Annotated in this window: 18 protein-coding genes, 4 tRNA genes and 1 pseudogene; 5 read left to right on the top strand and 18 right to left on the bottom strand. The window is 62.1% G+C overall.

Annotation, left to right across the window (positions count from 1 at the left end; all coding sequences use genetic code 11):
• Positions 1-3: 3 nt before the first annotated feature.
• The 4 genes from FIV35_RS13035 to FIV35_RS13020 all read right to left on the bottom strand — a co-directional run bounded on the left by FIV35_RS13035 (position 4) and on the right by FIV35_RS13020 (position 417).
• A tRNA-Gly gene (locus FIV35_RS13035) sits at positions 4-79 on the bottom strand.
• 3 nt (positions 80-82) lie between these two features.
• Positions 83-158, bottom strand: a tRNA-Glu gene (locus tag FIV35_RS13030).
• Positions 159-263: 105 nt separating this feature from the next.
• A tRNA-Gly gene (locus FIV35_RS13025) sits at positions 264-339 on the bottom strand.
• Between the two features lie 2 nt (positions 340-341).
• A tRNA-Glu gene (locus FIV35_RS13020) sits at positions 342-417 on the bottom strand.
• A 379-nt stretch (positions 418-796) separates the two neighbouring features.
• Between FIV35_RS13020 and FIV35_RS13015 the strand changes: the two genes are divergently transcribed.
• Together FIV35_RS13015 and FIV35_RS13010 are read left to right on the top strand one after the other, a co-directional pair.
• Positions 797-1,567, top strand: coding sequence for a hypothetical protein (locus FIV35_RS13015; RefSeq protein ID WP_080761411.1), 771 nt, complete (start codon positions 797-799; stop codon positions 1,565-1,567).
• Between the two features lie 118 nt (positions 1,568-1,685).
• The gene (locus tag FIV35_RS13010; protein WP_034137585.1) at positions 1,686-2,498 is read left to right on the top strand and encodes an alpha/beta fold hydrolase; all 813 of its coding nucleotides are present in this window, start codon (positions 1,686-1,688) and stop codon (positions 2,496-2,498) included.
• 34 nt (positions 2,499-2,532) lie between these two features.
• Here FIV35_RS13010 and FIV35_RS30290 read toward each other — a convergent pair whose 3' ends face one another.
• From FIV35_RS30290 to FIV35_RS12995, 4 genes and pseudogenes are all read right to left on the bottom strand, one after another.
• Positions 2,533-3,237 (bottom strand): methyl-accepting chemotaxis protein, encoded by a 705-nt coding sequence (locus FIV35_RS30290; RefSeq protein ID WP_371918513.1) that lies wholly within the window; start codon positions 3,235-3,237, stop codon positions 2,533-2,535.
• A gap of 204 nt (positions 3,238-3,441) precedes the next feature.
• Positions 3,442-3,618: pseudogene (locus FIV35_RS30285) on the bottom strand (HAMP domain-containing protein); the annotation flags it as partial.
• A gap of 995 nt (positions 3,619-4,613) precedes the next feature.
• Positions 4,614-6,026, bottom strand: a complete 1,413-nt coding sequence (locus FIV35_RS13000; RefSeq protein WP_034137583.1) for an aminotransferase-like domain-containing protein — start codon at positions 6,024-6,026, stop codon at positions 4,614-4,616.
• A 202-nt stretch (positions 6,027-6,228) separates the two neighbouring features.
• Positions 6,229-6,990 (bottom strand): SDR family oxidoreductase, encoded by a 762-nt coding sequence (locus tag FIV35_RS12995; RefSeq protein ID WP_034137582.1) that lies wholly within the window; start codon positions 6,988-6,990, stop codon positions 6,229-6,231.
• A gap of 228 nt (positions 6,991-7,218) precedes the next feature.
• Here FIV35_RS12995 and FIV35_RS12990 point away from each other — a divergent pair, with 228 nt between their 5' ends.
• A complete protein-coding gene (locus FIV35_RS12990; RefSeq protein WP_034096692.1) occupies positions 7,219-8,223 on the top strand; it encodes an NADP-dependent oxidoreductase in 1,005 nt (334 codons plus the stop codon).
• 73 nt (positions 8,224-8,296) lie between these two features.
• On the opposite strand, the gene pyrF is transcribed toward FIV35_RS12990, so the two are convergent.
• The gene (pyrF, locus tag FIV35_RS12985; RefSeq protein WP_034137581.1) at positions 8,297-8,995 is read right to left on the bottom strand and encodes an orotidine-5'-phosphate decarboxylase; all 699 of its coding nucleotides are present in this window, start codon (positions 8,993-8,995) and stop codon (positions 8,297-8,299) included.
• A gap of 259 nt (positions 8,996-9,254) precedes the next feature.
• Here pyrF and FIV35_RS12980 point away from each other — a divergent pair, with 259 nt between their 5' ends.
• The gene (locus FIV35_RS12980) at positions 9,255-10,019 is read left to right on the top strand and encodes a response regulator (protein ID WP_034137658.1); all 765 of its coding nucleotides are present in this window, start codon (positions 9,255-9,257) and stop codon (positions 10,017-10,019) included.
• Positions 10,019-11,053: a sensor histidine kinase gene (locus tag FIV35_RS12975; protein WP_034137580.1), complete on the top strand. Its 1,035-nt coding sequence runs from the start codon at positions 10,019-10,021 to the stop codon at positions 11,051-11,053. Before FIV35_RS12980 ends, FIV35_RS12975 begins: the two co-directional genes overlap by 1 nt.
• On the opposite strand, the gene FIV35_RS12970 is transcribed toward FIV35_RS12975, so the two are convergent.
• The 9 genes from FIV35_RS12970 to FIV35_RS12930 all read right to left on the bottom strand — a co-directional run bounded on the left by FIV35_RS12970 (position 11,050) and on the right by FIV35_RS12930 (position 18,917).
• The gene (locus FIV35_RS12970) at positions 11,050-12,111 is read right to left on the bottom strand and encodes an AI-2E family transporter (protein WP_034096689.1); all 1,062 of its coding nucleotides are present in this window, start codon (positions 12,109-12,111) and stop codon (positions 11,050-11,052) included. The genes FIV35_RS12975 and FIV35_RS12970 overlap by 4 nt on opposite strands.
• Before the next feature lie 75 nt (positions 12,112-12,186).
• Complete coding sequence (locus FIV35_RS12965; protein WP_083377891.1) at positions 12,187-13,005, bottom strand: DUF4892 domain-containing protein; 819 nt, start codon at positions 13,003-13,005, stop codon at positions 12,187-12,189.
• A 114-nt stretch (positions 13,006-13,119) separates the two neighbouring features.
• Positions 13,120-13,974 (bottom strand): alpha/beta hydrolase, encoded by an 855-nt coding sequence (locus FIV35_RS12960; protein ID WP_034137578.1) that lies wholly within the window; start codon positions 13,972-13,974, stop codon positions 13,120-13,122.
• Positions 13,971-14,774, bottom strand: a complete 804-nt coding sequence (locus tag FIV35_RS12955; RefSeq protein WP_034096686.1) for an alpha/beta fold hydrolase — start codon at positions 14,772-14,774, stop codon at positions 13,971-13,973. Before FIV35_RS12955 ends, FIV35_RS12960 begins: the two co-directional genes overlap by 4 nt.
• Before the next feature lie 97 nt (positions 14,775-14,871).
• Complete coding sequence (locus FIV35_RS12950; RefSeq protein WP_034112721.1) at positions 14,872-15,315, bottom strand: hotdog fold thioesterase; 444 nt, start codon at positions 15,313-15,315, stop codon at positions 14,872-14,874.
• 31 nt (positions 15,316-15,346) lie between these two features.
• Positions 15,347-17,002, bottom strand: a complete 1,656-nt coding sequence (locus tag FIV35_RS12945; RefSeq protein WP_034137577.1) for an AMP-binding protein — start codon at positions 17,000-17,002, stop codon at positions 15,347-15,349.
• 85 nt (positions 17,003-17,087) lie between these two features.
• Positions 17,088-17,537, bottom strand: a complete 450-nt coding sequence (gene sixA / locus FIV35_RS12940) for a phosphohistidine phosphatase SixA (RefSeq protein WP_034137576.1) — start codon at positions 17,535-17,537, stop codon at positions 17,088-17,090.
• Positions 17,534-17,881 (bottom strand): DUF4389 domain-containing protein, encoded by a 348-nt coding sequence (locus tag FIV35_RS12935; RefSeq protein WP_034137575.1) that lies wholly within the window; start codon positions 17,879-17,881, stop codon positions 17,534-17,536. The genes sixA and FIV35_RS12935 overlap by 4 nt, the downstream gene beginning before the upstream one ends.
• 10 nt (positions 17,882-17,891) lie before the next feature.
• Complete coding sequence (locus FIV35_RS12930; RefSeq protein ID WP_034137574.1) at positions 17,892-18,917, bottom strand: NAD(P)H-dependent glycerol-3-phosphate dehydrogenase; 1,026 nt, start codon at positions 18,915-18,917, stop codon at positions 17,892-17,894.
• Positions 18,918-19,094 lie beyond the last annotated feature (177 nt).

The raw sequence follows: 19,094 nt of genomic DNA, 5'->3' as shown, positions 1-19,094 counted from the left end.
AATTGGAGCGGGAAACGAGACTCGAACTCGCGACCCCGACCTTGGCAAGGTCGTGCTCTACCAACTGAGCTATTCCCGCAAATGGCGTCCCCTAGGGGACTCGAACCCCTGTTACCGCCGTGAAAGGGCGGTGTCCTAGGCCACTAGACGAAGGGGACACGCTACTGAAACACATGGTGTGTATTTCAGTGCCCAGAGGCCTCATCCGAAGACTTGGTCCTGGTTTCACTCAGTGCCGCCCGAGAGCAACACTGCTTAAAAATTGGAGCGGGAAACGAGACTCGAACTCGCGACCCCGACCTTGGCAAGGTCGTGCTCTACCAACTGAGCTATTCCCGCATTGGCGTCCCCTAGGGGACTCGAACCCCTGTTACCGCCGTGAAAGGGCGGTGTCCTAGGCCACTAGACGAAGGGGACACACGTACAACATTCACTCCCTACCGCGTTTCGCTGTGTGCTTTACGCTGTAAGTGGCGCGCATTCTATGGATGGATTGAAAGGTCGTCAACCCCCAAGGATAAATTTATTTAAATCAATGACTTCGCCCCCGTTTTGCGGCCTGCGAGGGCACTTTGCCCGCCCGCACCTTGACGCCTATATTCTGGCGCATGACAAGACGCTATAGTCCACCCTGACGAGTGATGGCAATATGAAAGCCACCCAGTCAGCGCTCACCTATATAGATAGCAAGGGAGCCTGAGAAGAAAGAACTACGCGGCATCTGGTCGATCAGACCTATCCGCCTGATGGTCCAGTCACTACACTCTCCTGTAAACCCTTTAAAGAGGTCACACCGGTGACACCACTCATGATCACCCTGCTGGTAATAGCCGGGATCGCAATACTGATCGCCATTGGCTACATGAACCATGTGGTGGAAAACAACAAGCTGGAAAAACAGCGCACCGAGATCGAACTCAACGATCGCCTGCGCCGTTGCGGTGAAATCACCGAGACGTTTCCTGGCCAGCTCATGACCCCGGCACTCAAGTTGCTGATGACCCGCCTTGAACTGAACGTCAATCAGCGCCTGTTGAACCTCAATAAGACCAACGCCGCGCTCAAGGCCCGTATTACTGAGCTGAATGCGCTGGTTGGCCAGGGCGAATCGATACCGGTTAACAACCCGCCCGCACCGATCCAGACCGAAGCCAAGGCCAAGGATGTACGCTTCCTCCTCGAAGCCCTGCATGGCCAGGTTACCCGCGCCGCCCAGGATGGTTTCCTGCCAGCCAACGAAGCCAAGCACTGGATCAGGGAAATTCGCCACATCCTGGTGTTGCTGCACATCGAGTTTTTCAACAATCTCGGCCAGCATGCGCTGCAACAAGGCCAGCCGGGCCAGGCACGCCTGGCTTTCGAGCGTGGCGTGCAGTACCTGCGTAAGCAGCCGGAGCCGGTACTCTACAGCGCCCAACTGCAAATGCTCGAATCCCAGCTGGCCCGCGCCAACTCCACCGTGCTGACCAACAGCAAGCCGGCCGAAGACGAGGTCAATGAATTGACCGAAGGCTTGAAAGTGGTGGACGCCGACGCCGAGTGGAAAAAGAAAGTCATTTACGACTGATCCCCTCCTCCGTCTCTGGCGAACCCGGGTTCGCCAGATGCCATCACTTTGCATCTATCCCCCCGCCTACGACTAGCGTAAAGAAGTGCCCCTCACTCCGTGAAGAAAGGGGCCTGCTATGCCTGTCGCCGTGATTGATGGACAACCGCTGCATTACATCGACCAGGGCTGCGGCCCGGCTGTCCTGCTGGGCTCGAGTTACCTGTGGGATCGCACTATGTGGGCGCCGCAGGTCGAGGCGCTGTCGCAAAAGTACCGCGTGATCGTGCCTGAGCTGTGGGGCCATGGCGAATCGGGCCAACTGCCCCCGCGCACCCAATCTCTTGAGGACCTGGCGCGTCAGTCCCTGGCCCTGCTGGACCAGTTGGATACCCCCAGCGTAAACCTGGTGGGTCTGTCGGTCGGCGGCATGTGGGGCGCGCGCCTGGCGTTGCTCGCGCCTGAGCGCGTAAACAGCCTGGTGCTGATGGATACGTACCTGGGCGCCGAGCCCGAGGCCACGCGTCAGTACTATTTCTCACTGTTCAAGATGATTGAAGAAGCCGGCGCTATCCCTGAGCCGCTGCTGGATGTGATCGCACCGATTTTCTTCCGCGCCGAAATTGACCGCGAGTCGGCGTTGTATCAGAACTTTCGCCAGTCCCTGCGAGACTTCCCCCGGGAACGCCTGCTGGACAGCATTGTGCCTCTGGGCCGGCTGATCTTCAGTCGCAAGGATGTGCTCGCGCAGCTGCCGCGCCTGGACCGCGACACCACCTTGGTAATGTGCGGCCAGCAGGACAAGCCCCGGCCACCGACAGAATCGGCAGAAATGGCCGAGCTGATCGGTTGCAGCCTGATCCTGATTCCGGACGCGGGGCATATCTCTTCGCGGGAAAACCCGGACTTCGTCAATGAAGCCCTGCTGACGTTTCTGGCCAACCACGCTTAATTGCCCGCGCCTTTGGTCGCCGTCAGCGCGGCGATCAGAGGCGGAAGTGCCCCACCATACCCTTGAGTTCGGCGCCCAACTGCGCCAGCTCGATACTCGACGCGGCGTTCTCCTGCATGCTCAACGCCGACTGATCGGCGCTGGCTCGGATACTGGTGACACTGCGGTTGATCTCTTCGGCCACCGAGCTTTGCTCCTCAGCGGCGGCGGCAATCTGCTGATTCATCTGCTGGATCAGCGACACCGCTGACGCAATGCTGCCCAGAGCACTTTCGGTTTCCAGCGCATCGCTGACCGCCAGCTTCACCAGTTCACCACTCTGTTGAATCTGCTGCACCGACGTTTGTGCGGCGCTGCGCAAGGTGCCGACCAGCCGTTCGATCTCTTCAGTCGATTGTTGCGTACGCTTGGCCAGCGCTCGCACTTCATCGGCCACGACGGCAAAACCGCGGCCCTGTTCGCCGGCTCGTGCGGCTTCAATGGCGGCGTTCAGCGCCAGCAGGTTGGTCTGCTCGGCAACACTTTTGATCACGCTCAACACCGTACCGATATGCTGGATTTCCGCACTCAGGCTTTCGATGCTGGCACTGGCGCCTGTGCTGGACGTGGCCAACAGCTCGATGCGCTGCAAACTCTGACGCACCACCTGCTGGCCGCTGTCGACTTTCTCGTCGGCGGTCTGTGCGGCCTGCGCCGCTTCTTCGGCGTTGCGAGCCACATCGTGCACAGTGGCAGTCATCTGGTTCATGGCGGTGGCGACCTGCTCGGTCTCTTCCTTCTGGCTGCTCACCTCGACATTGGTCTGCTCGGTCACGCTGGACAGCGAATGCGCGGAGCTGGCCAATTGCTCGATACCGGCCTGCAACCCGCTGACCATATGGCTTAAACCATTACCCATCTGCTGCATGGCCTGCATCAACTGGCCGATTTCATCGCGCCGGTTGACCTCCATCCGACCGCTTAAATCGCCATCGGCAATCCGCTGAGCCACGGAGATCACACTGCGCAGGGGCGCAACGATCAAGCGGGTAATCAGCCAAGATGCAATCAAGCCCACCAGCAGGGCCAGTGCCGACGAGCCGATTATCAGCAACGCGCTTTTCTTCAATTGCGCCTGCATCGACTGATCTTCGGCGTTATAGGCCTGGTTGACCCGACTGACCACCTGCTGCGCTCGATCATGCAATTGTGTGTAAACCAGTTTTTCCTGAGCCAGCAGGTCCGTGTATTCGCCGAGTTTTTCGCCGAAGGCGGCAATATGTCCCGACACCTCGCCAAGTACGGTCTGGTAGCCCGCATCCTTGACTGAGGTTTTCAACTGCTCTACCTGCGACAGGGCCTGCTCGGCCTGCTCGATCTTGCCTTGCTCGGTATTGTCTTCGTCAACCTTACGGCTCTGATTCAGACGCACATGGGCTTCGTTCATGGCTTGCAGCATCAAGCGCGACACCTGGCTAACCTGACCGGCCTGCTCGATAAATTCGGCGCCCTCCTTGCCCTGGCTTTCCTTGAGCCCATAGGCACCGTCGTCCGCCAGACCGGCCTGCAACACATCAAGGTTGTTGGCCACACTGGACACGGACCAACTGGCCATTTCCAGGGCCAGGTCCTTGGTCTGGGTCAGTTCGACAAACTCATCGAAAGCCTTGCGATAGGCGGCAAGGGTCTGCTCGACATCGGTCATGGCTGGCACATTGGCAGCGGATTGGGTTTTGAGGCTGGCCGCCTCAGCGGCCAGGGCATCGACGGCCTCATGCAGCGCGTCGACCGCCTTGGGGTCGGCGTGCAAAGCGTAGTCCTGTTCGATCAAGCGCACCTTGAGCAAGCCGCTGTTGAGCGAGGACATGGCCTTGAGCCCTTCGAACCGGTGCCCGACGGTTTGCAGGGACCATACGCCGATGGCCGCCACTACCGCCGTCAACAGCAGCACCAAGGTGAAACCCAAGCCCAGTTTTTTCGCCATACCCAGGTTGGCGAAACGTCGTTGCACGGCCGAAATCATTGCACTTGATCCTCTTGCAATGGCAGATGCCATCAAGCCCGGTAGACAAGCAGCAGATTGGCAACGACAGGGGCCTCAACACAAGACACTGACGCCGGAATAATGGCAAAAAGCTACACGCCCGTCGTTTTCAGAATGGTCGAGGTCGATCTAGCGGGCCCCACGGCACGCATCAGCGCCAAAGCCCGTTGATCTGAAGCATAGGCCACATTGATGCGCAGCCACTCACTGTATTCGCCGGTTGGGTTGAAAAGTGAGCCCGGCGAGAGCAAAACACCGAGCCGGCGGGCAAATGCCTGTACCCGCGAGAAGGCATTCGCCCCCGGTCGCGCCCATAGGAACATGCCGCCGGCGGGCACGGTGAACACCTCCCACTCTTCGTCTTCCAGCACCTGTAAGGTAGCGGCCATCTCGGTGCTCAGCCGCTTGCGCAAGCGCTGCACCCATTTGCGATAGGTGCCGTTGGCCAGCAGCGTGCTGACCACCGCCTCGGCAAACCGCGAGGTGCCGAAACCGGTGGATGTCTTGAGGGTGGCCAGCCGAGCGATAAGACTTGCCTCCGCGCTGAGGTAGCCAACGCGCAAAGCACTGCTCAAGGTCTTGGAAAAACTGGCGACGTAAATCACCCGACCTTCATGGGGCAACGCCGCGAGCCGGGTGCAGGTGGCGTGCTGCAGGTCGCCGTAGACATCCTCCTCAATGATCAGGAAGTCATCGCGACGGGCCAGCTCCAGTAGCCGCTCGGCCACGACACGGCACAGGCTGGAGCCAGTCGGGTTGTGATACAGGCTGTGAGTGAACAAGCATTTTGGACGATGGCGCTGCAGCAGCGCTTCTAGCGCCGGGATGTCCGGCCCGCTAGGTGTGCGCGGCACTTCCAGTAGGTGCACACCATGGAACGCCAGCTGCCGGTAAAGATTGCCGTATCCCGGGGTTTCCACCACCACGCAGTCACCGGCGCGCAGTAACACACGGATCAGCAAATCCACGGCATGACTGGCGCCACCAGTGGTGAGAATGCAATCAAGACGAGTGTCGATATGGAGGTGCGTCAGGCGCTTGAGCAGTTGTTCACGCAACACGGGCAAGCCCAATGGCGTGCTGTAATTGAACAGCCCGGCGGTGTCGGTGCGGCTGACTTCGCGAATCGCGTAACTGATGTCATCGCTTTCATGCCAGGCCTCCGGCAGCCAGCCGCAGCCTAGCTTCAACTCGCCCAAGGGGCTATCGGCAAAATCGCCCCAGTCGCGCTCGGCGCCTTCATACCATTGGCACTCATGGGCCACAGGCGGCTCAGCCACCATAAAGCCGGCGCCGTGCCTGTGGGCCAGCAATCCTTGGGCGACCATGCGCTCTAAAGCTTCGATCACGCTGGACTGACTAAGCAGGTTATCGAGGGCCAACCGCCGCACGGACGGCAAGCGAGTGCCGGGGCTCACCTCGTTCTTGCGAATCCATTGCGTCACTGCACTGACGATTTGCTGCACTACCGGTACAAGGGCTTGTCGATCGATCCCTAAATCCATGCGCCACTCACTTCAACTGTTTGTTTTCAACCCAACGAGTTAAGCACAGAAGCGCGTGATGACCGGTCGCCAAGATTTATTAAAGTATTGATTTTATTGAGTTATTTACCTTGTGATACATATTCGATCGCGGCGTTTGGCCAGCTCCGGAAACGCCCCACATCCCTCCCAGACCTTTTCGAATGGGGCGTCACACCGCGTCCTAAATCGCCGTTGCCCCCCCGTCCACCGCCAATGCCTGGCCGGTGGTGAACGCTGCGCCATCGCTGCACAGGTACAGCACCGCGCTGGCGATTTCCTCGACCTTGCCGATACGCCCCACCGGGTGCATGGCGGCGGCGAAATCGGCCTTGCGCGGGTCGGCTTCATAGGCGCGCCGAAACATATCGGTGTCGATCACCGCCGGGCATACGGCATTGACGCGGATTTTCTTTTTCGCATATTCGATGGCCGCCGACTTGGTGAGGCCGATCACCGCATGCTTGGACGCGGCATATATGCTCATCTTCGGCGCCGCCCCCAGGCCCGCCACCGAAGCGGTGTTGACGATGGCACCGCCGCCCTTGGCCAGCAGCAGCGGCAACTGGTGCTTCATGCACAGCCACACGCCTTTGACGTTGACGCCCATGATGGCATCGAACTCGTCCAGGCTGCCGTCGGCAAGTTTGCCCTTTTCGATCTCGATACCGGCGTTATTGAAGGCGTAGTCCAGACGCCCATACGCCGCCAGGGTCTGCGCCATCAATTGCTGCACCTCGGCTTCCTGAGTCACGTCGCAGCGCACGAACAACGCCTCGCCACCGGCCTGACGGATCAGCGTCACCGTCCCTTCGCCGCCGGCCACATCCAGGTCGGCCACCACCACTTTCAAACCTTCGGCGGCGAACGCCAGGGCAGTAGCGCGGCCGATACCCGCAGCGGCGCCGGTGACCAGGGCGACCTGGCCGGAAAACGTCATGCTCATGGAGGGATGTCCTATGGAGGAAATATACGTGGCGGGAGTCTAGCCAAGGTCATGATGCACACGTCAGCACTATCAAAAGGCCGGTTGGCGCTGCATGAGCGGCAGTGATAAGGCGACTGGGCCTACCATCAGCGCGGCCTATCGACGAGCATTCGCACCTCTCGCCGACCTTGCTCCCAGGCCCGCCAGGGTCTATCACTGAGCATTCATTTCTAACGAGTCCCTGCCATGACCGCCCAGACCAATCGCCAATTCCTGCTCGCCAAACGCCCGGTCGGCGCCGCTACGCGGGATACTTTCACGTACCAGGAAGTCCCAGTGGGCACCCCCAAGGACGGTGAAGTACTGGTGCGTAACGAATACCTGTCCCTCGACCCGGCCATGCGCGGCTGGATGAATGAGGGCAAGTCCTACATCCCACCGGTCGGCATCGGCGAAGTAATGCGCGCGCTGGGCGTGGGCAAAGTGATTGCGTCCAACAACCCCAAGTTTGCAGTCGGCGATTACGTGAACGGCGCCCTGGGGGTGCAGGATTATTTCCTCGGCGAGCCGCGGGGTTTCTATAAGGTCGACCCAACGTTGGCGCCATTGCCGCGTTACCTGTCCGCCCTGGGCATGACCGGCATGACCGCCTACTTCGCCTTGCTGGAGACTGGCGCGCCAAAGGCCGGTGAGACGGTGGTGATCTCCGGTGCCGCCGGCGCCGTGGGCAGCATTGCCGGTCAGATCGCCAAACTCAAAGGCTGCCGCGTGGTGGGCATTGCCGGCGGTGCCGACAAATGTGCATTCCTAGTGGATGAGCTGGGCTTCGATGCGGCCATCGATTACAAGAACGAAGACGTACCCGCCGCCCTCAAGCGCGAATGCCCCAAAGGTGTGGATGTATATTTCGATAACGTTGGCGGCGATATTCTCGACGCGGTGCTCAGCCGCCTGGCCCTCAAGGCTCGGGTCGTGATTTGCGGCGCAATCAGCCAGTACAACAACAAGGAAGCGGTCAAAGGCCCGGCCAATTATCTGTCACTGTTGGTCAATCGCGCGCGGATGGAAGGCTTCGTGGTCATGGATCATGCCGCGAACTTCGCCGCCGCTGGGCAGGAAATGGCCGGCTGGATGGCGCAAGGCAAGCTCAAAAGCAAGGAAGATATCGTCGAGGGGCTGGAGACGTTCCCGGAAACCCTGATGAAACTGTTCAACGGTGAGAACTTTGGCAAGTTGGTGTTGAAGGTCTAAGCGCCAAAAAAAACGCCTGCATCCGTCGGTTCAGGGTGCAGGCGTTCTCGTCAGTGGCTCGCGCTCGACGTGATCAGGCGATCTCGGCAACTACTGCCGCCAGCGCCTTGGCCGGATCCGCCGCTTGGCTGATCGGACGGCCGATCACCAGGTAGTCGGAGCCGGCGTCCAGTGCCTGGCGCGGGGTCAGGATGCGGCGCTGGTCGTCCTGAGCACTGCCCGCCGGGCGAATGCCGGGGGTAACCAGTTGCAGCGACGGGTGCGCGGCCTTCAGCGCCTGGGCTTCCAGCGCCGAGCACACCAGACCGTCGAGGCCGGCTTTCTGCGCCAGGGCCGCCAGGCGCAGTACCTGCTCCTGAGGCTCGATATCCAGGCCGATCGCGGCCAGGTCTTCGCGCTCCATGCTGGTCAGCACGGTCACACCGATCAACAGCGGCTTGGGGCCGCTGCGCTGTTCCAGTACTTCGCGGCAAGCGCTCATCATGCGCAGGCCGCCGGAGCAATGCACGTTGACCATCCACACGCCCATTTCCGCAGCCGCCTTGACGGCCATGGCGGTGGTGTTGGGGATATCGTGGAATTTCAGGTCGAGGAACACCTCGAAGCCTTTGTCACGCAGGGTGCCGACGATGTCCGCGGCGCAGCTGGTGAACAGTTCCTTGCCGACCTTGACCCGGCAGAGCCTTGGGTCCAACTGGTCAGCCAGCTTCAGTGCGGCGTCACGGGTGGGGTAATCCAGGGCGACGATGATAGGAGTCTGGCAGGCGGACATTGGAATGGGCTCTCAGGCAAGTCGAAATCGGCGCGGATTGTAGCGCAAGCGACGCCGTTGCGGGATCCGATGATCGGTAAATACTGACCAAGCGCGCGCAGGCGGGCATTTCGCGCATATATTTCAAAGCCGATACATTCACGACACGCCCCCTACACGCCCCGCCGCTAGCCTCGCTCGCACGACCCACCGACCAGCACTACCAGCCATGGGGCTGGGCGCCTATGCTGACCGCAATCACCTGGCAGATGACCGCACTATGCAAACTCCTTGCGCCCCTGTGAACGACGAGCAAAAAGGCCCGGCCAGCGCCGACGACAAGCGCTGGACGACCCGCGCACTGGTGGTCGACGACGATGTGCCGATCCGCGAACTGCTGATCGACTACCTGGCTCGCTTCAGTATTCTGGCCACCGGAGTCAACGATGGCGCCGAGATGCGCCAGGCCATGCACGCCGAGACTTTCGACGTGGTGGTGCTCGATCTAATGTTGCCGGGCGAGGATGGCCTGTCGCTGTGCCGCTGGCTGCGGGCCGAGTCGGATATTCCGATCCTGATGCTCACCGCGCGCTGCGAACCCACCGACCGCATCATCGGCCTGGAACTGGGGGCCGATGACTACATGTCCAAACCCTTCGAGCCCCGCGAGCTGGTGGCGCGCATCCAGACCATCCTGCGCCGCGTGCGCGACGATCGCAGCGAGCAGCGCGCCAATATCCGCTTCGACACCTGGCGCCTGAACAGCGTGCTGCGCCAGCTGGTGGCCGACAACGGCCTGGTAGTGCCGCTGTCCAATGCCGAATTTCGCCTGCTCTGGGTATTTATCGAACGCCCGCGCCGGGTGCTGAGCCGCGAGCAATTGCTGGATGCCGCGCGCGGGCGTTCCATCGAAGCATTCGATCGCAGCATCGACCTGCTGGTCTCGCGCCTGCGGCAAAAACTCGGGGATGACCCCAAGGCACCGCAGTTGATCAAGACCGTGCGCGGCGAAGGCTACCTGTTCGACGCACGGGACATCGGCTGATGCGCGGCACCTTCAACACGCTGTTTGGGCGGCTGTTCGGCGTGTTGCTGGTGGCCATTGTGCTGGCCCATGGGCTGGCGTTTTTCTGGTTTCACCACTACGGCCCGCCCCCGCCGCCGCCCGAGGAGACCTTTATCGAGCAGTCGGACGGTACGATGAAACCCTTGCCCAAGCATCAACGACCCTGGTTCGGCGGCCCGGTGGTGCCCCTGACGTTTCAATTTATCTCGCTGATCATTGCTGCCTGGTATGGCGCCAAGCTGCTCAGCCGGCCGATACAGCGCCTGAGCGAAGCCGCCGAACGCTTGAGCCTGGACCTCGATAGCCCGCCGCTCAACGAATCCGGCCCGCTAGAAGCGCAACAGGCCGCATCGACCTTCAACCTGATGCAACGGCGCATTCGCGAGCAGGTCAGCCAACGCGCACGCATGCTCGGCGCGGTGTCCCATGACCTGCGCACGCCGTTGTCGCGCCTCAAGTTGCGCCTGGAGCAGATCGAAGACACCCGCCTCCAGGGCCAGATGCGCCAGGACCTGGACGACATGATCGGCATGCTGGACGCGACGTTGAGTTACCTGCACGAACAACGCACCAGCGAAACCCGACACTGGCTGGACGTGCAGGCGCTGGTGGAATCCCTGAGCGAAAACGCCCAGGACCAAGGCTGCGACGTGCAGTTTGCCGGCACCTGCGCACCGCTGCAGGTGCAACCCATGGCCTTGCGTTCGTGCCTGAACAATCTGATCGACAACGCCCTGCGGTACGCCGGCACGGCGCGTATCGAACTGACCGACAACCGTGAAGCGCTGGTGATCCGGGTAATCGACCACGGCCCCGGGATTGCGGCGGACAAGCGCGAGGCGGTGTTCGAGCCGTTTTTTCGACTGGAGGGCTCGCGCAACCGCAACTCCGGCGGCGTCGGCCTGGGCATGACGATTGCCAAGGAAGCCGTTGAACGCCTCGGCGGCCGCCTGTGCCTGGAAGAAACCCCAGGCGGCGGCTTGACCGCGGTGATGCGCTTGCCCAGGGCTTAAAGAGCCTGGTCGTCCCGACGGCCCTGGGCGTGAGTTGCGCTCCAATCCATCAACAGGCTGTAGGCCACTGCGAGCAAGGTCGGGCCGATAAACAAGCCGATAAAGCCAAAGGCAATCAAGCCGCCGAACACCCCTAGCAGCACGATCACCAGCGGCAGGTTGCCGCCACGGCTGATCAGGTAGGGTTTGAGCACGTTGTCCACGCCACTGATGATGAAGGTGCCCCACACGCCAAGGAATATCGCGTAGGTGTAATCGCCCTTCCAGGCCAGCCACGCCGTGGCCGGGATCCACACCAGCGGCGGGCCCATGGGAATCAGGCTGAGCATAAAGGTGACGATGCCCAGCACCAGCGCCCCTGGCACACCGGCAATAATGAACCCCACCAACGCCAACACGGCCTGGGCCGCAGCCGTGCCGATCACGCCGTTGACCACCCGTTGCACGGTTCCGGCCACCAGTTCGATGTAGTAACCGGCGCGGTCGCCGATCAAGCGTTCCAGCAAACGATGGACGAACATCGCCAAACGCGGCCCGTCGCGGTAGAAAAAGAACACGAAGACCAGGCTCAGGGTGAGTTCCAGAATGCCCCCGCCGATCTGCGCGCTACGCGCCAGCAGCCAGTTGCCCACCTGCCCCAGGTACGGTTTGAGGCTGACCATCAACGCAGCGCCCTGCTGATCGATGCTGTCCCACATCGCCGCCAATCGCTCGCCTACTAATGGGATCGCGCCCAGCCACGTCGGCGCCTCGGGCAGGCCATCGACCTGAATATCCTTGATCAACGCCACGGCATCACGCACATGGTCGGCCAGGTTAAACCCCAGCCATACCAGCGGCACCGCCACCAACAGCATCCAACCCAAGGTCAGGATCGCGGCGGCCAGGGACTCGCGCCCACCCAGCCAGCGCGTGAGCAACACCATCAGCGGCCAACTGGCAAATGCCAGCACCGCGCCCCAGAACAGCGCCGACCAGAACGGCGCCAACACCCAGAAACTGGCACCGAACAGCACCAGCAGCAGGATTTGCACCAGCAGGCGATCGTTATTGAGCATGGGGAATCTCTGAAAAAAGGAGGCTTTAGGAAGAAAGATTAGGCGAACGGCGCAGGCCCGTTCGCCAGGTGGCGATCAGCGTATCAGATGCAGGTGCAGACCTTGGGTTTCACCGTTGCCGCTCTCCATACGCGCCGCGCGCACGCCCTGCTCGATCAGCGCCTGACGCCAGGCTTCGGCATTCGGGCCGCTGAGGCTGACGCGCAGGGTGGTATCCAGGTTCAGGCCACGGGAAATGAGGGTCAGCCACGTGGCGTCCGGCTCACCGCTCAATGCGGGGAAGTCCAGCTCGCCGGTGCTTTTGAGCTCACGCAACAGTGTGGCCGAGGTGGGTAACAGGTCGCCCAGCGGCGTCGCGGCGTCCAATTGCTCGACGTGCAAGTAGGCGCGACGATTACCGCGGGTGATGCCGTACAGGGCGACCAGCGAATTGGCCTGGGGCTCGGCCAGACGCACTAGCAGGTATTCCTGCTGACTATCGGCGCCCACCAGCTTGGCGTTGCCGAAAATCTCGTTGGCCCACAGGCTGCTTTCACCACAGTCCCGAGCCTTGCACCAGAACAGCAGTTGCGCGCCCTGGGCCTGCAACGCCTCGCGCGTGGCGGTGAACGCCGCACTGGAGCTGTGGTCGGCGGGCAGTTCATAGGTAATGGCGGTGGTCTGGCCCCGCGCGAGGGCCTGGCCTTCGTAACGCAGTTGGCCGCTGATCTTGCGGATCGCGCCCAGGGGGTAGATGCGTTCTTTTTCTTCGGCGGGGCGATAATCGACAATCTGCGCGTCGACCTGACGGGCCACGGCGGGCAGGTCCTGGCTGCCCGGCACGTCGGCGGCGAACACCAACGGGCTGAATACGCATAACCCCAGAGCACGAATAGATCGGTTGCGCACGCTCATCGGATTGGTGAGCCCGGACCGAGGGTAAGCGTCGCGGTACTAAGATCGGTGTTGAATATGTGCATGGTTGACTCCCGTTCAATCCGCCCAGCCTCGGCAGTTGACCGCGCCAAGTCAAGGCGCGGAGAAGAACCGATTGAAACAGTCTGCAACAAGGACCGCGCCAGGCTCATCATTCAGGTGTAAATGATGGCCACCAGGCAGCGTGGTTACCGTAAAGGGTAGCTGGGAAAGCAATTCGGGATGTTTCGATAGCATGCCGTCGGCAGCGACCACCAATTGCGTAGGGCAGTCAACTCGCCGTATGAAGGCCATCGCCTGCTCATCGGTCAGGCGCATTGGCGAAGCCAGGGTCAAGCGACTGTCCGTGCGCCAGGTGTAACCGCCAGGCACCGGCATCAAACCGCGCTGGGCCAGCAGTTCAGCGGCCTCGCGGCTGACGGCCACCAAGCCTTTCATGCGCGCCTCGACCGCGCGCTCCAGCGTGCCGTACACCGGTTTACGTTTGCCCTGCAGGTTCAATTGCGCCTGCAATGCCATGCCCAGCCGCTCGGCCGCATTTTCGCCCGGCGCAGTGGGTGGAATCACACCGTCAATCAACCCCAGATGGGTCACACGCGCGGGTAAGGCCCCGGCCAGCACCATGGACACAATGGCGCCGAGGGAATGTCCCAGCAGTGCAAAACGTTTCCACCCCAGTTGCTCGGCCACTTGCAGCACGTCGAACACGTAATCCCACAAGGCATAGCCGGCGCCCACCGGGCGGTGCGCCGAGTGCCCGTGACCGGCCATGTCCAGGGCCACAATGCGCAGCCCGGTCAACTTCGGCGCCAGGCGCGCGAAGCTGTTGGCATTGTCCAGCCAGCCATGCAAGGCGATCACTGGCAAACCGTCCTCGGGCCCAAACAAATGGGCGGCCAACTCGATATGGGGCAAGCTCAGGCGCACTTCTTCGACTGATGGGCTCATGCGCAGCTGCGCTCACGGGCGTCCCAACGGGCGAACAGGTTCTTGATCAAGGTCGCGGTGTCCTGCGGGCGTTCGAGGGGGAACATATGGCCGCCAGGCATGGTGAGCATTTCGCCCATGGGCAAACGCCCGACGCCGCTGGCGTGGTGACGCATTACCACGCGGCTCTGCCGACCGCGCACCACCGCCAGCGGCACCTTCATCTGGCGCACTTGGCCGGGGCTGGTGTGGGGCACGCCGCGGTAGATACTGATTTCGGTAGCCGGGTCGAAGCGCAGCCGCAGACGATCGCCCACCGTTTGCAGGCCATGTTGCAGGTAGGCGTCGAAGCAATCCGGATCGAAGCCACGAAACAGGGTCTTGCCGGCGAAGTAGCTGCGCGCGGCATCCAGGTCGGCGAACTCCTCGCGCCGGCCGAGGGTGCGCCCGGCCGGGGTCAGCCGGTCGATAAACCCAAAACGCTTGGCGGCACGGATCACCCAGCGGTCGGCGCGGGTCAGTACCGGGGAATCGAGCATCACCACGCCGCGATACAGCTGCGGGCATCGCAGGGCGGCGTGCAAGTGCAAAACGCCGCCCAGGGAATGGCCCACGCCCCACACCGGTTGCGGCTGCTGCTCCAGATGATGGATCAGTTCATCCACCAGGTTCTGCCAGTTATCATCCACCGGAAACCGTGGGTCGTGACCGTGCTGCGGCAGGTGGGCCACCGTATATTCCGGGGCCAGGGCCGCAAAGAGCTTGCCGTAGGTGGCCGATGGGAACCCATTGGCGTGGGCGAAAAACACGTGCTGCGACATACCGGATCCATCTGCAATAACCGAACTCGATTGTCAGCATGCCCGGCAGGCACGGCAATGACTGTAACTGCCAGGAATGATGACACTCACGCCATGCCTATCGGGCCGGCGGGTTCTCGCCCAACGGCACCACGGCCATGGTCAGGCGCGAGATGCAGGTGGGCTTGCCTTCTTCGTTGCTCAGGCGGATATCCCATACCTGCGTGCTGCGGCCGATATGCACGGCCCTGGCCACCGCCGTTACCCGCCCGCTACGCACACCGCGCAGGTGGTTGGCGTTTACTTCAAGGCCCACGCAGTAGTACTTGCTGGTGTCCACGCACAGGTACGCGGCCATCGAGCCGATGCTCTCGGCCAGCACCACCGACGCGCCGCCATGCAGCAGGCCAAATGGCTGGTGCGTGCGCGCATCGACCACCATGCTCGCGGTCAGGGACTCGTCGTCGAAGCTTTCGAAGCGGATATCCAGCAATTCACCGATGGTGTTTTTCTGGCTGGCATTGAGGTGTTCGATATTCGGTTGGGTGCGCCACAGGCTCATGCAGGTGTCCTTTGGTGTTTTTATGATGACCCTAATCCTGCCACACAATCGCTTCGGTGCGCTCGCTCCAAGCGTGCAAATGTGCGCCGTAAGTCGCTTCGATCACGTTGCGCTTGATTTTGAGGGTGGGCGTGAGAAAGCCGTTTTCCACGCCCCATACGCCGTTGACCACCACCAATCGGCTCAAGCGCTCATGTTTATCCAGCGTGGCGTTGGTCTGTTGCAACCAACGCTCAAGGCTGCCTTGCAAGGCCGCGCGCGCTTCGCTCGGGGCCGCTTGCGACAACACGCACAGGCCCATCGGCGCCGCCAGGCCATCGCCGACCACGCACACCTGTTCGATCCGTGCATGCTCGGCCAGGCGGTTTTCGATGGGCGCCGGCGCGACGTATTTGCCCTTACTGGTCTTGAAGATTTCCTTGAGCCGTCCGGTCAGGCGCAGGCGCCCGTCGGCATCCTGCTCGCCCTTGTCACCGGTACGCAGGAAGCCGTCGGCGGTGAGGGTTTCGCGGGTTTTATCCGGGTCTTTGAAGTAACCGAGCATGGTGGCCTCGCTGCGCACTTGCACTTCACCGTCGGGGTCGATGCGCACCTCGACGTCGGGGCATGGGGTGCCGATCCAGCCGATGGTCTGCTGGCCGGGGCGGCATACGTGGGAATAGCCGCAACTTTCGGTCATCCCGTACACCTCCAGCACATCCAGTCCGAGGCGCCGATACCAGTGCAGCAGAGCTTCGGGCACTGGCGCCGCCCCGGACAGCGCAATGCGCAGCGCGTCCAGCCCCAGGCCGGCAAGTACTTTGCGGCCAATACGCGGCCCGATAAACGGCAGGCGCAATAGCCTATCCAGGCGGCGCGGCGGCACCTTGGCGTAGACACCCAGTTGGAATTTGCTCCAGATCCGCGGTACGCCGAACAAAGCGGTGGGCCGCGCCCGGCGCAGGTCGGTTAAAAATGTGTCGAGGCTCTCGGCGAAAAATACCGTTTGCCCGGTGTAGATCGCCGCCAATTCCACGAACATCCGCTCTGCCACATGGCACAGCGGCAGGTACGACAGCAACCGATCGCCCTCCCCCAGGCCGAACAGTTGCGTGCCACGGGTGGCGGCAAACCCCAAGGCGCCGAAGCTGTGCATCACGCCTTTAGGCAGGCCGGTGGTGCCGGAGGTGTAGATGATGGTTGCAAGCGCCGTGGCATCGGGCGTCGGATCGTCCTCAATCGATGCGCAGGCTTGTAGATCGGCCCAACTGAAATCGAACACGCCAGACGGACACAGCGGCAGACTGATGGTCGGCACGCCGTGGGGCACGCCAGGCGCCATGGCGGGCCAGTCGTCGAGTTTGCCGACCAGCACCAGCGCCGCCTCGGAATGGGTCAGCACATGGGCGACGGAATCAGCGGTGAGATTGGGGTACAGCGGCACCGAAACGTGCCCGGCCATCCAGATCGCCAGATCGGCGATGATCCAGTGGGCGCAGTTTTTCGAAATCAGGGCAATGTGCGAGCCGGGGGGCAACGCCCGCTCACGCAGCCATTGGGCGGCGCGGCGGGCCTGCTGGCCCGCGTCCGCCCAGGTAAGGCGCTGCACCTCGCCGCCGCCCAAGGGCTGCACCAGAAACGTCTTGTGGGGGTGACGGGTTTCTCGCTCGAAGAACACCGGTAGCGGCAAACGAACAGCGACAGGCATGGAACGCGCTCCTTTGTGGTCCGACTATAACCAACCAAGCACTTGCTCGGCTGACTATAGAGCACCCACAAAGAAGATCCATCCCCTAAGGATTTTTTACGCTCACCAGGCTCATCAGCCCCGCCAAAGCAAATTCGCCCTCCAGCTGCGCCAGGCTGGCGGTGTACATCGGCTGCGGCTGGCGCGAATGGCCGTGTTGCAGAAAGCTGATGAGATTGCCCACCAACGGTTGATGGCTGACCAGCAGTACGTTGTCCTCAGCCACCAGATGCGCCAGCACTTGCTCTGGGCTGCCCTCGGGCGTCAGCCACGGCACCGTGCGAATGTCCGGCACAAAACCCAACGCCTCGCGCACCAGTCGGGCGGTCTGCTGTGCCCGCACGTAGGGGCTGGCGATGATCGCGCCAAGGGGCTGACCGATCAGGTGCGCGGCGCTGCGCAATACTTCAGCGCGGCCACGCTCGGTAAGGTTGCGTTCAGCGTCGGTGCGCGCATGGGCCTCGGCCTCGCCGTGGCGCAGAATCCACAGCTTCACAGTTTCGGCTCTTCATCGCGGACCGGGTGCGGCGCCGGTGGCACGCTATGAGCCGCTTCGCCTTCGGGTGCGCGCGGTGCCGGCCAATCAGCGAACGGCCAAGGCTTCTGCTCGGTATGGAAACTGCCGAAACGACCGATCTGCGCCAGGAACTGGCTGAGGCTGTCGCCTACATTCATCAAACCGAGGTTCGGCGCGCCGTAGATCAGGCGATAAATCAGTTGCACCACCACCAGCACACCGAGGAGGAACTGCGCCACTTGCCAGACCAGGGCAAACACCAGCATCCACAGGATGCGCAGGCCGATGGCTTCATACTTGGGGGCTGCTTTCGGATCGTTCATGGTGCGTTCCTCAGTTGAAACCACTGGTGGAAATAAAGTCGACGTCGGTTTTGGGCTCGGCCCGCATCAGTAGTTCGATGACCTGATTCAAGGTGCGCCCTTCGAACAGGATCGCGTGCAACCCGGCGACCAGCGGCATATACACACCCGCCTCCTGGGCCTTGGCCTTGAGCACTTTGAGCGTGTTGACCCCTTCGGCTACTTCGCCCAGGCGCGTGACGGCCTCATCCAGGCTCAAACCCTGGCCGAGGGCGAAGCCCACTTGGTAGTTGCGGCTTTTGGGCGACGAACAGGTGACGATCAAATCGCCCACGCCGGCCAGCCCGAGGAAGGTCATCGGATTGGCCCCCTGATTCACCGCGAAGCGGGTCATCTCCGCCAGGGCGCGGGTGATCAGCATGCTCTTGGTGTTTTCGCCCATGCCCAGCGCCACCGCCATGCCGGCGATGATCGCGTAGACGTTTTTCAACGCGCCGCCCAGCTCCACGCCAAAACGGTCGCTGCTGGCGTAGACCCGGAACGTGCGGCCATGCAACACCGCCTGGACGCGCTCGCACAACGCCTCGTCGTCACTGGCCACCACGGTGGCGGTCAAGGCGTGCTCGGCCACTTCCCGCGCCAGGTTCGGCCCAGATAGCACGCCGATGCGGGCCTGGGGCGCGATTTCTTCGAGGATTTGGCTCATCAGCTTGAAAGTCTGCGCCTCGATGCCCTTGGTCAGGCTGACCAGCATCTTGCCCGCCAGGCGTTCGGCATGGGGCGATAGCACCGCGCGCAAGGCGCTGGAGGGCAGCGCGACGAAACACAGCTCGCAGTCTGTAAGAGTGGCCAGCAGATCGGTGACCGGCTCGACTGCCGGGTGGATCTTGATGCCTTTAAGGTAGCGCGGGTTTTCCCGGTGTACACGGATGGCCTCGGCCTGCTCGGGATCACGCATCCACTGGCGCACCGGGTGGCCGTTCTCCGCCAGCAGGTTAGCCACGGCGGTACCGAAACTTCCGCCTCCCAGGACCGCAATAGGGCGCTGTTCAGTCATATGCAATCCGTTAATCCATACCAGTGGCGATGGCGGCATTATACGGAGCGACCCGCTTGCGGCCAGCCCCCGTGTCAATTCGCGCGTTTGTCGGAAAATGCCATAGCGGCATGACGTAATTACGGGCGCGGCGAATGGCAAATGGCCGCGCCTCAGTTAACATGGGCGGCTATCCGT

Source organism: Pseudomonas rhodesiae, assembly GCF_007858255.1.
Classification (GTDB): Bacteria; Pseudomonadota; Gammaproteobacteria; order Pseudomonadales; family Pseudomonadaceae; genus Aquipseudomonas; species Aquipseudomonas rhodesiae.
The sequence above is the reverse complement of the archived record's forward strand: the minus strand, read 5'-3'. Positions and strand labels throughout refer to the sequence as shown.

Excerpts from the sequence above, each read along its gene's own strand:
- FIV35_RS12950 (WP_034112721.1), bottom strand. The coding sequence starts at position 15,315 with ATGAGCCTGTGGCGCACCCAACCGAATATCGAACACCTCAATGCCAGC.
- FIV35_RS30290 (WP_371918513.1), bottom strand. The coding sequence starts at position 3,237 with ATGACTGCCACTGTGCACGATGTGGCTCGCAACGCCGAAGAAGCGGCG.
- FIV35_RS12965 (WP_083377891.1), bottom strand. The coding sequence starts at position 13,005 with ATGAGCGTGCGCAACCGATCTATTCGTGCTCTGGGGTTATGCGTATTC.
- FIV35_RS12995 (WP_034137582.1), bottom strand. The coding sequence starts at position 6,990 with ATGAGCATGACGTTTTCCGGCCAGGTCGCCCTGGTCACCGGCGCCGCT.
- FIV35_RS12970 (WP_034096689.1), bottom strand. The coding sequence starts at position 12,111 with ATGCTCAATAACGATCGCCTGCTGGTGCAAATCCTGCTGCTGGTGCTG.
- FIV35_RS12990 (WP_034096692.1), top strand. The coding sequence starts at position 7,219 with ATGACCGCCCAGACCAATCGCCAATTCCTGCTCGCCAAACGCCCGGTC.
- FIV35_RS13010 (WP_034137585.1), top strand. The coding sequence starts at position 1,686 with ATGCCTGTCGCCGTGATTGATGGACAACCGCTGCATTACATCGACCAG.
- FIV35_RS12935 (WP_034137575.1), bottom strand. The coding sequence starts at position 17,881 with ATGAACGATCCGAAAGCAGCCCCCAAGTATGAAGCCATCGGCCTGCGC.
- FIV35_RS12955 (WP_034096686.1), bottom strand. The coding sequence starts at position 14,774 with ATGTCGCAGCACGTGTTTTTCGCCCACGCCAATGGGTTCCCATCGGCC.
- FIV35_RS12930 (WP_034137574.1), bottom strand. The coding sequence starts at position 18,917 with ATGACTGAACAGCGCCCTATTGCGGTCCTGGGAGGCGGAAGTTTCGGT.
- FIV35_RS12945 (WP_034137577.1), bottom strand. The coding sequence starts at position 17,002 with ATGCCTGTCGCTGTTCGTTTGCCGCTACCGGTGTTCTTCGAGCGAGAA.
- pyrF (WP_034137581.1), bottom strand. The coding sequence starts at position 8,995 with ATGTCCGCCTGCCAGACTCCTATCATCGTCGCCCTGGATTACCCCACC.
- FIV35_RS12960 (WP_034137578.1), bottom strand. The coding sequence starts at position 13,974 with ATGAGCCCATCAGTCGAAGAAGTGCGCCTGAGCTTGCCCCATATCGAG.
- FIV35_RS12975 (WP_034137580.1), top strand. The coding sequence starts at position 10,019 with ATGCGCGGCACCTTCAACACGCTGTTTGGGCGGCTGTTCGGCGTGTTG.
- FIV35_RS13000 (WP_034137583.1), bottom strand. The coding sequence starts at position 6,026 with ATGGATTTAGGGATCGATCGACAAGCCCTTGTACCGGTAGTGCAGCAA.
- FIV35_RS12980 (WP_034137658.1), top strand. The coding sequence starts at position 9,255 with ATGCAAACTCCTTGCGCCCCTGTGAACGACGAGCAAAAAGGCCCGGCC.